Origin of the sequence: Catellatospora sp. KI3 (assembly GCF_029948125.1) — a bacterium.
Classification (GTDB): Bacteria; Actinomycetota; Actinomycetes; order Mycobacteriales; family Micromonosporaceae; genus Catellatospora.
This window is the reverse complement of sequence record NZ_JASAMB010000044.1, coordinates 1-13807: the sequence shown is the minus strand read 5'-3', so window position 1 is coordinate 13807 and position 13807 is coordinate 1. Positions and strand designations below refer to the sequence as shown.

Sequence of the window (13807 nt, the reverse complement as noted above, 5' to 3'; positions counted from 1 at the left end):
CGGTACGCCGTCTAAGCCCGTCTAGTCGGATTCGGATTCGGCCCGGCTGTCGGCTCGGGCGGCCGGTCACCAGAAAGCGAGCGGCCATGGACGTGGACCAGGAGGCCGACAAGGGCAGCCGCACGCCGTGGTACAGCCGCAGCGCCGCCGACGTCGCCCAGTCGCTCGACGTGAGCCCCGAGCGCGGCCTCACCGCCGCGCAGGCCGCCGAGCGGCTGGCGAAGCACGGCCCCAACCGGCTGGCCGGCGGCAAGAAGGAGTCCGCGTTCGCGGCGTTCCTGCGCCAGTACCACGACTTCATGCAGCTCGTGCTGCTCGCCGCGGCCGTGGTGAACCAGCTGGTGACCCGCGAGTGGGGCACCACCCTGGTGCTGGTCGGCCTGACCGTGTTCAACGCCGTGGTCGGGCTGCGCCAGGAGGCCAAGGCCGAGGAGAGCGTGCGGGCGCTGGCCCAGATGCTCAAGACCGTCGCCCGGGTACGCCGCGACGGCCAGGCGGTCGAGATCGACGCCGAGCAGCTGGTCCCCGGCGACATCGTGCTCATGGAGGCGGGCAACCGGGTCCCCGCCGACGGCCGCGTCACCGTCGCGGCCACGCTGGAGATCGAGGAGGCGGCGCTGACCGGCGAGAGCCTGCCGGTGGCCAAGAGCGCCGACCCGGTCGCCGGCACCGACGTGCCGCTGGGCGACCGGACCTGCGTGGCGTACATGAACACCTCGGTGACCCGGGGGCGCGGCGAGATGATCGTGACCGCGACCGGCATGGGCACCGAGATCGGCCACATCGCGCACCTGCTCGCCGGGACCGCGGCCGACAAGACCCCGCTGCAGAAGCAGCTCGACAGCCTCTCGAAGATCATCGCGACGATCGCGGGCATCGCCCTGGTGCTGGTCATCCTGCTCGGCCTGGCCCGGGGCGAGTCGTTCAACACCCTGTTCATCACCGGCGTCGCGCTGGCCGTCGCGGCGATCCCGACCGGCCTGCCCGCCGTGGTCACCGCGCTGCTGTCCATCGGCACCCGCGAGATCGCCCGCCGCAACGCCATCGTCAAGCGGCTGCCCGCCGTGGAGACCCTCGGCTCGACCTCGGTGATCTGCTCCGACAAGACCGGCACGCTGACCCTGAACAAGATGACGGCCCGCGAGCTGTCGATCCCGGGCAGGCACCGGTTCACCGTCACCGGCGAGGGCTACCGCACCGACGGCGAGATCAAGCACGTCGGCGGGCTGCGCATCGACCTCGACCCGTACCTGCTGCCGATGGTCCTGTGCGCCGACGCGGTGCTCGACGGCGAGAACCTGATCGGCGACCCGACCGAGGGCGCGCTGATCGTGCTCGGCGCCAAGGGCGGGCTCGACATCGCGGAGACCAGGGCGGCCTACCCGCGCGTGGCCGAGGTGCCGTTCGACTCCGACTACAAGTTCATGGCCACGTTCCACCGTATGACCGGCGGGAACGGGCAGCCGGTGGTCCGCTGCTACGTCAAGGGCGCCCCGGACGTGCTGATCTCGCGCAGCACCTCCTACCGGGAACCCGACGGCACGATCCTGCCGGTCACCGACGACAACCGGCACCTGGCCCTGGACGCCAACGACCGGATCGCGGCCGCGGGCGAGCGGGTCATGGTCGTGGCCCAGCGCGACTTCGACCCGGCCGCGTTCGACCCGTCGGCGAACCTGATCGAACAGGTGCGCGACCTGACCCTGCTGGCCATGGTCGGCATCGTCGACCCGCCGCGACCCGAGGCCAAGGCCGCGATCGCGGAGTGCCGCAAGGCCGGCATCCGGGTCCGGATGATCACCGGCGACCACGCCACCACCGCCGCGGCCATCGCCAAGGAGCTGGGCATCGAGGGCCGCGCGGTGACCGGCACCCAGTTCGCGGCGATGAGCGACGAGGAGCTGCTGGCCCAGCTGCCGCAGATCGGCGTGATCGCCCGCGTCGCGCCCGAGGACAAGCTGCGCCTGGTACGGCTGCTGAAGGCCAGCGACAACGTGGTGGCGATGACCGGCGACGGCGTCAACGACGCCCCGGCGCTCAAGGCCGCCGACATGGGCGTCGCGATGGGCATCACCGGCACTGAGGTCTCCAAGGAGGCCGCCGTCATGATCCTCACCGACGACAACTTCGCCACCATCGTCGGCGCCGTCGAGTACGGCCGCTCCCTCTACGACAACCTGCTCAAGTACCTGCGCTTCCAGATGTCGACGCTGGTCGCCTACATCGCGATCTTCCTCGGTGCGGGGATCCTCAACATCGCCGCCGGGGCGCCGCTGAACCCGCTACAGATCCTGTGGCTGAACATGGTCATCGACATCCCGATCGCGATCGCGCTCGGCTTCGACCAGCCGACCGCCGGGCTCATGGACCGGCCGCCGCGCCCGGTCCGCGCCCCGGTGCTGTCGGCGGCCAACTGGGTGCGGCTGTGCGTCCAGGGCGCGGTGATGACGATCGGCTCGCTGGCGGCGTACCAGCTCGGGCACGGCCAGGGCGGCCCGGTCATCGGCGCGACCATGCTGCTGACCACGCTGTCGCTGTTCCACCTGGTCGGCGGCCTGCTCTCGCGCGACCAGGTCAACACGGTCTTCCGCCGCGCCGCGATCCCGGGCATCGCCCAGCTGCGCCGCTACGGCTTCGCCCTGCTGGCCATCATCGCCGTCACGGCCCTGGACCCGCTCCGCAGGATCTTCGGCACCGCCTGGCTGAACCTCGACCAGTGGCTGAGCTGCATCGGCATCGCGCTGACCCTGCTGGTCGTCGAGGAGCTGATCAAGGTGGTGCTGCGGCGGCGCGCCCGCCAGACCCCGCCGGTTCGGGTCGAACCGGCGCCCGCACCGGCACCGGCCTGACCCGCCCGAGGAGGCATCCGCCATGGCGTTCAACCTTCGCAACCGCAGTTTCCTCAAGGAGCTGGACTTCACGCCCGAGGAGCTGGGCTACCTGCTGCAGCTGTCGGCCGAGCTGAAGGCGGCCAAGCGCGGCGGCTACGAGCAGCCCCGGCTGCGCGGCCGCGAGATCGCGCTGATCTTCGAGAAGACCTCGACCCGTACCCGGACCGCGTTCGAGACCGCCGCCCACGACCAGGGCGCGCAGGTCACCTACCTGGAGCCGACCGGCTCGCAGATCGGGCACAAGGAGTCGATGAAGGACACGGCCCGGGTGCTCGGGCGCACCTTCGACGGCATCGAGTACCGCGGGTCGGCGCAGGAGCACGTGGAGACCCTGGCCGCCTACGCGGGGGTGCCGGTCTACAACGGGCTCACCGACGAGTTCCACCCGACCCAGATCCTGGCCGACATGCTCACCATGCGCGAGCACAGCGACAAGCCGCTGCACGACGTGGCGTTCTGCTACCTCGGCGACGCCCGCAACAACATGGGCAACTCGCTGATGGTCGGCGGCTGCAAGTTCGGCATGGACGTGCGCCTGTGCGCGCCGGAGCACCTGTGGCCGCGCGAGGACCTGGTCAAGACCTGCCACGAGATCGCCGCCGAGACCGGCGCCCGGCTCACCCTCACCGCCGACGTCGACGAGGGCGTACGCGGCGTCGACTACCTCTACACCGACGTGTGGGTGTCGATGGGCGAGGACAAGTCCGTGTGGGGCGAGCGGATCGAGCTGCTGAAGCCGTACCAGGTGAACATGGACGTGATCGGGCGGACCGGCAACCCGAAGGTGCGGTTTATGCACTGCCTGCCCGCGTTCCACAACCGCGACACCAAGGTCGGCGAGCAGATCTTCCAGGAGTACGGCCTCGACGCCCTGGAGGTCACCGACGAGGTGTTCGAGTCCCGCCACTCGATCGTCTTCGACCAGGCCGAGAACCGCCTGCACACCATCAAGGCCGTGCTCGTGGCGACGCTGAGCGACTGAGGGCTGGGGGACTGATGCGGATCGTGGTGGCCCTGGGCGGCAACGCGCTGCTGAAGCGGGGCGAGCCGATGACCGCCGACGCGCAGCGGGCCAACGTCCGCGCCGCCGCGCCGATGCTGGCCGCGCTGGCCCGCGAACACCAGCTCGTGCTCACCCACGGCAACGGCCCGCAGGTCGGCCTGCTGGCGCTGCAGGGCGCCGCCTACGCCGGGGCCGAGCCGTTCCCGCTGGACGTGCTCGGCGCCCAGACCGAAGGCATGATCGGGTACGTCATCGAGCAGGAGCTCGGCAACCTGCTGCCCGAGCAGACCCCCCTCGCGACGATCCTGACCATGATCGAGGTGGACCCGGCCGACCCGGCGTTCGGCGACCCGACCAAGTTCGTCGGCCCCGTCTACGACCTGGACCAGGCCAAGCAGCTGGCCGCCGACCGGGGCTGGACCGTCAAACCCGACGGCGAGCACTGGCGGCGCGTCGTGCCGTCGCCGGAGCCGAAGCGGATCTTCGAGATCCGGCCGATCCGCTGGCTGATCGAGCGCGACGTCGTGGTCATCTGCGGCGGCGGTGGCGGCGTGCCGACCATGTACGCCCCCGGCGGCCGCACCCTGACCGGCGTCGAGGCCGTCATCGACAAGGACTTCGCCGGGGAGCTGCTGGCCCGCGAGGTCGAGGCCGACCTGTTCGTGATGGCCACCGACGTCGACGCCGTCTACCAGGACTGGGGCACCGACCGGCAGCGGCGGCTGGACCGGGTCGCCCCTGGCGACCTGTCCGGGCAGGCGTTCGCCGCCGGGTCGATGGGCCCGAAGGTCGCCGCGGCGGTCCGGTTCGTGGAGCACACCGGCAGGCGCGCCGCGATCGGCAGCCTGGATCGGATCGAGGACGTCGTGCACGGCCGGGCGGGCACCCAGGTGGTCGCCGCCGGCACGGCCCTGGAAGGAGCGGGGTGAGCATGGAAGGCTTCGGCGTCCACTCGGAGGTCGGCACGCTGCGCAAGGTCCTGGTGCACCGGCCGGACCTGAGCCTGCGGCGGCTGACCCCGTCCAACCATGACGACCTGCTCTTCGACGACGTGCTGTGGGTGGAGCGGGCGCAGTACGAGCACGACCAGTTCGTCGCCCGGATGCGCGAACGCGGCGTGGAGGTGTACCACCTGCAGAACCTGCTCGGTGAGACGCTGGCCGCCAGCGAGACGGCCCGCCAGCGGATGATCGAGCTGTCGGCCTCGGAGTACACCGTCGGCCTGTCGCTGGTCGACCCGGTCCGCGCCGCCCTGGACGCGCTGCCGCCGCAGGAGCTGGCCCGCCACCTCATCGGCGGCCTGACCGTCGCCGAGGCGCAGCTCGACCTGGGCCTGTTCCGGGGCACCTCGCTGGGGGCGGCCGCCGCCGAGGACGACAGCGCGTTCATCCTGCCGCCGCTGCCCAACACCCTGTTCACCCGCGACTCGTCCTGCTGGATCTACGGCGGGGTCTCCATCAACCCGATGTACTGGCCGGCGCGGCGCCTGGAGGCGTACAACGTCGCCGCGGTCTACCGGGCGCATCCGATGTTCGCCGACGCCAAGTTCGACCACTGGTACCCCGAGCTCGGCGACGACGGCCGGTTCAACGTGGTCGACTTCGGCCGGTCCACCCTCGAAGGCGGCGACGTGCAGCCGATCGGCAACGGCACGGTGCTCATCGGCATGAGCGAGCGCACCCAGGCCCGCATGATCGAGGAGCTGGCCCGGGCGCTGTTCGCCCGCGGCGCCGCCGAACGGGTCATCGCCGTGGTGATGAGCAAGGACCGGGCGCACATGCACCTGGACACCGTCATGACGATGCTCGACCGCGACGCGGTCACCGTCTACCCGAAGGTGGTCGAGAACGTCCGCGCGATCAGCCTGCGGCCTGGCCGCAGCCCCGGCAGCTTCCACGTCACGCAGGAGCCGGACCTGCTGACGGCGATGGCCGACGCGCTCGGCGTCGGACGGCTGCGCGTGGTCGAGACCGGCGGCGACGCCTACCAGGCCGAACGCGAGCAGTGGGACGACGGCAACAACGTGGTCGCGCTGTCGCCGGGCGTGGTGGTGGCGTATGAGCGCAACACCCACACCATCGCCAAGATGCGGGCCTTCGGCATCGAGGTCATCACGATCGAGGGCTTCGAGCTGGGCAAGGGCCGCGGCGGTGGGCACTGCATGACCTGCCCGCTGCTGCGCGACCCGCTGTGAGGGGCGGCGCGATGCCCGGCTTCCGCCGCGTGCTGCTGATCGTCGTCGCGATCCTGGCGATCTTCATGCTGATGGCGTACGCCCGCGGCATCGCCCACCATCACGGCTGGCAGCACCACGGCCGCCTGACCCAGCCCGCCGCGACGGGCGCCCGCCATGGCTGAGGGCCCCGAGGCGGCGCTGCCGCACCGGCCCGTGCGGCCGCCGACCCTGCGCGACGCGCTGGCCCCGGTCGTGGTCCTGATCGTGCTGCTGGCCACCACCATCGCGCTGTTCGGCGTCGGCGCCACCGACGGCCCGCTGCAGGTGGCGCTGCTGCTGGCCGCCGCGTTCGCGAGCCTGGTCGCGTTCAAGAACGGCCACACCGTCGCCTCGGTCGCCGACGCCGCCGTCGGCGGGGTCACCTCCGCGATCGGGGCGGTGTTCATCCTGCTCGCGGTCGGGGCGCTGATCGGCACCTGGAACATGGCCGGGACCATCCCGACCGTCGTCGACTACGGCATCAAGCTGGTCAGCCCGGCCTGGTTCTTCTTCACCACCGCGTTGGTCTGCGCCCTGGTCGGCGTGGTCACCGGCAGCTCCTGGACGACCGCGGGCACGCTCGGGGTCGCGTTCGTCGGGATGGCCACGGTGATGGGCCTGTCCACCGCCGCGGCGGCCGGGGCGGTGATCTGCGGGGCGTACTTCGGCGACAAGATGACGCCGCTGTCGGAGACGACCATCCTGGTGCCGAAGCTGGTCGGCCGGGGGCTGACCGTCGGGACGCACGTACGCAACATGGCCTGGACCGCCGTGCCCGCCCTGCTGGTCAGCCTGATCCTGTTCCTGGTCATCGGCTGGCGGACCCGGCCGGAGACCGCCGCCAGCACCGAGGCGGCCGAACGGGCCCTGGAAGGCGCCTACCGGGTGTCGGTGGTGTGCCTGCTGCCCCTGGCGCTGCTGGTCTACTTCGCGCTGCGCCGCTACCCGCCGTTCCTGGCGATCCTCGGCTCGGCCCTGTTCGCGGGCGTGCTCGCCCCGTTCACCCAGCCCGCCGCGGTACGGGCGTTCGTCGACGACCCGTCGCTCGGCCCGGTCGCCACCGGCGTGCACGCCGTCTTCGGCGCGATGGCAACCGGGTTCGTCAGCGACACCGGCGCGCCCAAGGTCGACCAGCTGTTCTCGCGCGGCGGCATGGCCAGCATGCTCACCACCGTCTGGCTCATCCTCGGCGCGCTCTCCTTCGCCGCGGTCATGGAGCACGCCGGGTTCCTGCAGCGGCTGATGGCGCCGGTGGTCGCCCGGGCCCGCAGCCGGGGCTCGCTGATCCTGGCCGTCAACGCCGGCGGCGTCGGCCTCAACGTCATAGCCGGCGACCAGTACGTCGCCGACGTGCTGCCCAGCCGCATGTTCCGCGACGAGTTCGCCCGGCGCGGGCTGGCCCCGCAGGTGCTGTCGCGGGCCGTGGAGGACTCCGGCACGGTCACCTCGGTGCTGGTGCCGTGGAACACCTGCGGGGCGTACATCTCCGGCGTGCTCGGGGTGCCGACCATCGCCTACCTGCCCTACTGCTTCTTCAACATCCTCAGCCCGCTGCTGGACGTCGCGTACGGCTACCTCGGCTTCAAGGTGCCGACCGCCGCACCGGAACGGGTCCCGGCCGGCGGCGGCCCGGCCCCGGCGGGAGGCGGCGATGACAGCCCCGAGCACTGACGTGGGCACGCCCGCCCGGCGCAGATTCACCCTGCCCTCGGCGTACACCATCCTGTTCGCCCTGATCGTGCTGATGGCGGTCGCGACCTGGCTGGTGCCCGCGGGCGCCTACGACCTCGACGCCGACGGCAACCCGGTCCCCGGCACCTACCACCCCGTCCCGGCCAGCCCGCAGCGGATCATCGTCGACTCGCTGACCGCGCCCATCAACGGCCTCTACGGCATCGAGGACACCGCCGGGAAGATCAGCTACTACAACTCCGGCGTGCTGTTCGGCGCCATCGACGTGGCGCTGTTCATCATCGTCATCGGCGGCTTCCTCGGCGTCACCATGCGCACCGGTGCCATCCAGGCCGGGATCGGCCAGCTGGTACGGCGCCTGCACGGCCGCGAGCGGTGGATGATCCCGATCCTGATGGCGGTGTTCGCCCTCGGCGGCACCACCTTCGGCATGGCCGAGGAGAGCCTGGCCTTCTACAGCCTGGTCATCGCGGTCCTGGTCGCCGCGGGCTACGACACCCTCACCGGCGCGGCGGTGCTGCTGCTGGGCTGCGGCATCGGCGTGCTCGGCTCCACCATCAACCCGTTCGCCACCGGCATCGCGTCCGGCTTCGCGGGCATCCCGATCAGCCAGGGCTTCCTGCTGCGGCTGATCATCCTGATCGTGTGCCTGGCGGTCGGGACGGTGTTCGTGCTGCGCTACGCCGACAAGGTCAAACGCGACCCGTCGACCTCGGCCGTGTACGACATGAAGGCCGACAACGACGCACGCTTCCGCCTGTCCGACGAGGCGTCCACCGCCGAGCTGACCGGCCGCCACAAGCTGATCCTCACCGTCTTCGCCCTCGCCTTCGCCGTCATGATGTACGGCGTCATCCCCTGGGCCGACCTCGGCATCCCGCTGCCCACCCTGTGGTGGTGGTTCCCCGAGATGACCGCCTCGTTCCTGCTGTTCGCGGTCCTGATCGGGCTGCTGGGCCGGATGCGGGAGGGCGAACTGACCGAGGCGTTCGTCGACGGCGGCCGCGACCTGCTCGGCGTCGCCCTGATCATCGGCATCGCCCGGGGCATCACCGTCATCATGAACAACGGCCAGATCACCGACACGGTGCTGCACTGGGCCGAGGTGGCGCTGGGCGACGTGGGCGAGGCCGCCTTCTCCATCGTCATGTACACCCTGTTCCTGCCCCTGTCGTTCCTCATCCCGTCCTCGTCGGGCCTGGCCACCGTCGCGATGCCCATCATGGCGCCGCTCGCCTCGTTCCTCGGCGTGCCGCAGGACCTGGTCGTCACCGCGTACCAGAGCGCGTCCGGGCTGATGAACCTGTTCATCCCCACCTCGGCGGTGGTCATGGGCGGGCTGGCCATCGCCCGGGTGCCCTACGGCCGCTACCTGCGCTGGGTATGGCCGCTGCTGGCGATCTTGGCCGGGGTCACCGTGGTGCTGCTCGGCCTCGCCGCCCTGCTGATCTGACCGGGCCCAGCTCCCAGCGCTGCGCGAGCGGCGCCGCCGACAGCCCGTGCGCCAGCACGCTGAGCAGCACCGTGGCCGTGATCAGCACCGCGGTCAGCGCGGCCGCGTCGCCGCTCAGCTGCTCCACCGCGATCAGCGCGAAGATCACACTGGGCAGGCCGCACGGCCCCAGCCAGCCCAGCAGCAGCACCTCCCGCCGGTGCCGGCCCAGCCCGGCCAGGCTCAGCGCCACCGGCAGCATCCGCACCACGGTCAGGCTCAGCAGCGCGTACACCAGCACCCGCCAGTCCAGCGCGGCCAGCGACCGCCACACCAGCGAGCCGAACACGAACCACACCCCGGCCGACAGCAGCAGCACCACGTCGTGCACCGTCTGCAGGTGCGCGGGCGGCAGGTCGGCGTCCAGCGCCCGCACCGACAGTCCGGCCAGGAACCCGGCCACGATCCCGTTGCCGTGCAGCGCGTGCGCGGCCTCGAACGCCAGCACCCCCACCGCCAGGTACGCCAGCCGCTCACCCGGCACCGACGACCAGCCCCGCCGCCGCGCCCCGCGCAGCAGCCACCCCGCGCCCGCGCCGACCGCCACGCCCACCACCAGCGCGATCGCCAGCTCCCGCAGCGCGTGCCCCAGCAGCGGCGCCGTACCCGCCCCGTGCCCGGAGGCCACCGCCCCGGCCAGGAAGAACAGCACCAGGGGTGCGGCCAGGCCGTCGTTGCAGCCGCTCTCCACCTTGACCGCCAGCCGTACGTCGTGCGGGATCCGCTCGTCGTGCACCGCCGCCTCGGCCAGGCTCGCGTCGGTCGCCGCCACCGCGGCGGCGACCAGCGCGATCACCCAGCCGCCCGCGGCCGGGAACAGCAGCACGCCGGCCAGGTAGCCCAGCAGCACCGTCAGCGGGAACGCGATCAGCAGCAGCCGCAGCGGCAGGTGCCGGGCGCGGCGCAGCTGCCGCAGCGCGATGCCGGTGCCGTCGGCGAACAGGATCAGCGCCAGCGTCGCCTGCAGCGGGTGCTGCAGCGTCGTCGAGCTGGTCTCGATCGTGATCAGCGGCGCCGAGCCGCCCGCGAGCAGGTGACCGGCCAGCATCAGCGCGATCGGGACGGTGATGCTGTAGCGCGCGGCCCGGCCGGACACCGCGGCCCAGGCGATCAGGACCAGGCTCAGCCCGATCAGCTCGTACACGGCTCAGCCCGGGTCCGGGCCGCGGCTCACCACACCGTCGATTGTGTCATCGCACCGGTCGTGCGCACCGTCACTTCGCCGCCGCGTCCAGCGCCGCCTGCAGCGACGACAGGTACGCCTGGCTGGTGACGGTCGCGCCGGTCACCGTGTCCACCCGCGCGCCCTGCGCCGCCAGCACCGCGTCGTGCAGCAGCGGCAGGGCGTAGTCGTTGAGCTCCAGGGAGTGGGCGTGCACGTCGTGCACCTTCAGCGGCACCACGTCGACCAGGCGGGAACCGTCCAGCACCACCCTGACCTGCACCTGCCCGAACTCCGTGGTGATCACCGGGCCGTCGCCGGCGCGGGCGCCCGGCGGCAGGGGCGGCGTGGACGGCGACGCCGACGGTCCGGGGGAGGGCGGCGCGACGGCAGCCGGGACCGCCAGCGCCTCGCCGCGGCTGGTGCGGTAGCTGAACAGCGCCACCAGCCCGGCCACGGTTCCGATCAGGAAGAACGCGATCTTACGCATGGTTCACCACCCGAACCGCTCGCTGTGCACCCGCCGCGCGGGCACCCCGGCCGCCCGCAGCGCCGCCCGCGCCGCGTCCATCCACGGCGGCGGCCCGCACAGGAAGACATCCCGCTCGGCCAGGCCCGGCACCAGGTCGGCCAGCACCTCGTGGTCGGCCCGCGCCGCCAGTTCGGCGGTCAGGCACGACACCCGGCCCGGCGGGGGAGAGCCGGGCAGGTAGATCACCCGAGCGCCGCGCCGGGCCGCGATCTCGTCCAGCTCCGCGCGCAGCACCAGCTCCCGCTCGGTACGGGCCCGGTAGATCAGCGTCAGCTCGCCGCCCACCGCCATACCCTCCAGTAGCGCCCGCATCGGCGTGATCCCGATCCCGGCTGCCATCAGCAGCACCGCGCCGCCGCGCCCGCGCGCCTCGGTCAGCATGCCGAACGGGCCCTCCACCAGCACCGCCGTCCCCGGCGCGGCGGCGGCCAGCCGCGCCCCGTCGTCGCCGCCGGACCGGAACGTGAACCGCAGCCGGTCCGGCCGCGGCGCCTCCGACAGCGAGAACGGATGCGCCCGGGTCCAGCCCCTCCCGGTACGCAGCCGCCAGAGCAGGAACTGCCCCGGCCGGGCCGCGAGCCGGTCCAGGTCCCGCCCGGTCAGGTACACCGAGTACACGTCGGAGGCCTCGTGCCGCACCCGGTCGACCCGCAGCCGGTGCCGCCTGCTGCGCCACCACGGCAGCGCCAGCCGGAACAGCAGCACGCAGGCGGCCGCGGCCAGGTACAGCGTCCACCAGTAGGCGCGGGCCGGGGCGCCGGTCGCGAACTCGGTGCCGTTCCACAGCTGGTGCGGCAGGGCCAGTCCGATGCCGAGATAGGCGTACAGGTGCAGCAGGTGCCAGTTCTCGTACCGCAGCCGCCGCCGCGCCGCCCGTACCGACAGCACCACCACGGCCAGCAGCAGCCCCGCCCCGGCCGCCGCCAGCAGCATGCCGGGGTAGGTCAGCACCAGCTCGACGAACCGGCGCGCCACCCCGGCGTCAGAGGTCGCGCCGTAGCCGACGGTGATCAGCGCCAGGTGGGCCAGCATCAGCCACACCGAGGCGAAGCCGGTGAGCCGGTGCCAGCGCGCGAGCCGGTCCTGGCCCCAGGCGCGCTCCAGCCATGGCACCCGCGCCATCGTGAACACCTGCAGCAGCAGGAGGTTCGCGGCGAGCAGCCCGGTCAGCCGCCCGGTCGAGAGGTAGGGCTGCCCGGCCAGGTCGCCGAGGCCGCCCCGGTCGAACCACAGCGCACAGGTGACGCCGAGGGTGGCGGCACCGGCGAAGGCGGTCAGGGCGCGGGCGCGCCCGGCGGAGTCGAGGGGTCGAGTCACGCCCACACGAGTCCCCGGGTGCCCGCGAGGTTCCGGCGGACTCCCAGATTCCTAGGACGCCGTACACATGGTGACGCAGCGCCATATCGGCCCAGCCCACGCCCGCCGCCCGTATCGTGGCGATATGGCGCAATCGGCCGTCGCGGCACCGACCCCCGAGGAGCTGGTCCGGCGCCCCGACTACCTGCGGCTGCTGGCCCTGGCCGGGGTGCTCGGCGTGCCGGTCTCGCTGGCCGCGTTCGTCTTCCTCGCCGCCGTGCACCAGCTGGAGCACTGGGCCTGGGACACCCTCCCGCACGCCCTGACCGGCGGTGCCACCCCGTGGTGGTGGCCGATCCCCATGCTGCTGATCGCGGGTCTGGCCGTCGGCGCGATCGTCCGCACCCTGCCCGGCCACGGGGGGCACGTGCCCGCCGAGGGCATGGGCGCCGGGGTATGCCCGCCCGCCGACCTGCCCGGGGTGCTGCTCGCGGCGTTCGCGAGCCTGCCGCTGGGCGCGGTGCTCGGACCCGAGGCACCGCTGATGGCACTGGGCAGCGGCCTGGCCGCCTGGGTCGCGGGCGGGCTGCGCATGGGGGAGCGGCGAACCGCGGTGGTCGGCGTGTCCGGTGCCGCCGCCGCGATCGCCACCGTCTTCGGCAGCCCCGTCGTCGCCGCCATCATGCTGATGGAGATGGTGCAGCTCAGCGGCCTTGCCCTGGCACTGGTCATCCTGCCGTGCCTGATGGCGGCCGGGATCGGCGCCGTAGTCTTCACCGGACTGGGCGCCTGGACCGGGCTGCCGATCGGCCACCTCACGCTGCCGCTGCCAGCCGGCACCATCCGCCCCGACCCGGCCGACCTGCTGTGGAGCATCCCGATCGCGCTCGTGGCCGCACTCGGCATCCGCTGGGTACGCGGCCTCGCCCGCACCGTCGCCCCCGCCGTCGCCGCCAAGCCGCTGACGCGCACCCCGCTGGCGGCACTCGCGGTGGCCGCCTGCGCCTGCGCGTACGCGCTGCTCACCGGCCGCGACCCGGCCGAGGTCGCCTCCTCGGGCCAGCAGACCCTGGCGACCCTCGCCTCGGCGCCCGAGACCTGGCCGCCGATCGCACTGGCGCTGCTGCTGCTCACCAAGGGCCTCGGCTACGCCCTGTCGCTGGCATCGCTGCGCGGCGGGCCGGTGTTCCCCGCGGTCTGCCTCGGCGGGGTGCTCGGGGCGCTGGCCGCCCCGCTGCCGGGACTCGGCCTCATCGGCGGCCTCGCGGCCGGGATGGCCGCGGCCACGGTCGCCGCGCTGCCCGCGCCGGTCAGCGCCACCGTCCTCGTCCTGCTGCTGCTCGGCGGCTACGCCGTCGGTATGGCGCCGGTCGTGCTGATCGCGGTGGTCGTCGCCTTCGTCGCCGAGCACATCTTCACCGGCGGCCTGAACCGCGACCCGGTACCCGACGACGACAGCCCCCAGAGATGACCACGTCCGGCAGCCAGCCGCCCAGGCCGGTGATCGCCATCCAGGGTCACAAC

The 13807-nt window shown here is 72.8% G+C and carries 11 protein-coding genes; 8 read left to right on the top strand and 3 right to left on the bottom strand.

The features are described 5' to 3' along the window. Window positions 1-86 precede the first annotated feature (86 nt). From QEZ54_RS35180 to QEZ54_RS35150, 7 genes are read left to right on the top strand one after another with little or no spacing between them, the layout of a single operon-like run. On the top strand, window positions 87-2849 hold the full coding sequence (locus tag QEZ54_RS35180) for a cation-transporting P-type ATPase (RefSeq protein WP_281309111.1): 2763 nt from the start codon (window positions 87-89) through the stop codon (window positions 2847-2849). A 22-nt stretch (window positions 2850-2871) separates the two neighbouring features. Further along, complete coding sequence (argF, locus tag QEZ54_RS35175) at window positions 2872-3873, top strand: ornithine carbamoyltransferase (protein WP_281309110.1); 1002 nt, start codon at window positions 2872-2874, stop codon at window positions 3871-3873. Window positions 3874-3887: 14 nt separating this feature from the next. After that, window positions 3888-4823 carry a carbamate kinase gene (arcC, locus tag QEZ54_RS35170; protein WP_281309109.1) on the top strand — a complete coding sequence of 312 codons (936 nt, stop codon included), beginning with the start codon at window positions 3888-3890 and terminating at the stop codon, window positions 4821-4823. 2 nt (window positions 4824-4825) lie between these two features. Continuing rightward, window positions 4826-6088, top strand: coding sequence for an arginine deiminase (locus QEZ54_RS35165; protein ID WP_281309126.1), 1263 nt, complete (start codon window positions 4826-4828; stop codon window positions 6086-6088). An 11-nt stretch (window positions 6089-6099) separates the two neighbouring features. After that, window positions 6100-6252 (top strand): hypothetical protein, encoded by a 153-nt coding sequence (locus QEZ54_RS35160; RefSeq protein ID WP_281309108.1) that lies wholly within the window; start codon window positions 6100-6102, stop codon window positions 6250-6252. Continuing rightward, the gene (locus tag QEZ54_RS35155; protein ID WP_281309107.1) at window positions 6245-7780 is read left to right on the top strand and encodes a Na+/H+ antiporter NhaC family protein; all 1536 of its coding nucleotides are present in this window, start codon (window positions 6245-6247) and stop codon (window positions 7778-7780) included. The genes QEZ54_RS35160 and QEZ54_RS35155 overlap by 8 nt, the downstream gene beginning before the upstream one ends. Next, a complete protein-coding gene (locus QEZ54_RS35150; RefSeq protein WP_281309106.1) occupies window positions 7761-9254 on the top strand; it encodes a YfcC family protein in 1494 nt (497 codons plus the stop codon). The genes QEZ54_RS35155 and QEZ54_RS35150 overlap by 20 nt, the downstream gene beginning before the upstream one ends. Here QEZ54_RS35150 and QEZ54_RS35145 read toward each other — a convergent pair. From QEZ54_RS35145 to QEZ54_RS35135, 3 genes are all read right to left on the bottom strand, one after another. Further along, a complete protein-coding gene (locus QEZ54_RS35145) occupies window positions 9214-10437 on the bottom strand; it encodes a cation:proton antiporter (protein ID WP_281309105.1) in 1224 nt (407 codons plus the stop codon). The two genes, QEZ54_RS35150 and QEZ54_RS35145, sit on opposite strands and share 41 nt — an antisense overlap. 70 nt (window positions 10438-10507) lie before the next feature. Further along, window positions 10508-10945: an FMN-binding protein gene (locus tag QEZ54_RS35140; protein ID WP_281309104.1), complete on the bottom strand. Its 438-nt coding sequence runs from the start codon at window positions 10943-10945 to the stop codon at window positions 10508-10510. Between the two features lie 3 nt (window positions 10946-10948). Beyond that, complete coding sequence (locus QEZ54_RS35135; RefSeq protein ID WP_281309103.1) at window positions 10949-12304, bottom strand: ferredoxin reductase family protein; 1356 nt, start codon at window positions 12302-12304, stop codon at window positions 10949-10951. A 124-nt stretch (window positions 12305-12428) separates the two neighbouring features. Here QEZ54_RS35135 and QEZ54_RS35130 point away from each other — a divergent pair, with 124 nt between their 5' ends. Continuing rightward, window positions 12429-13754, top strand: coding sequence for a chloride channel protein (locus QEZ54_RS35130; protein ID WP_281309102.1), 1326 nt, complete (start codon window positions 12429-12431; stop codon window positions 13752-13754). The last annotated feature ends 53 nt before the right edge of the window (window positions 13755-13807 follow it).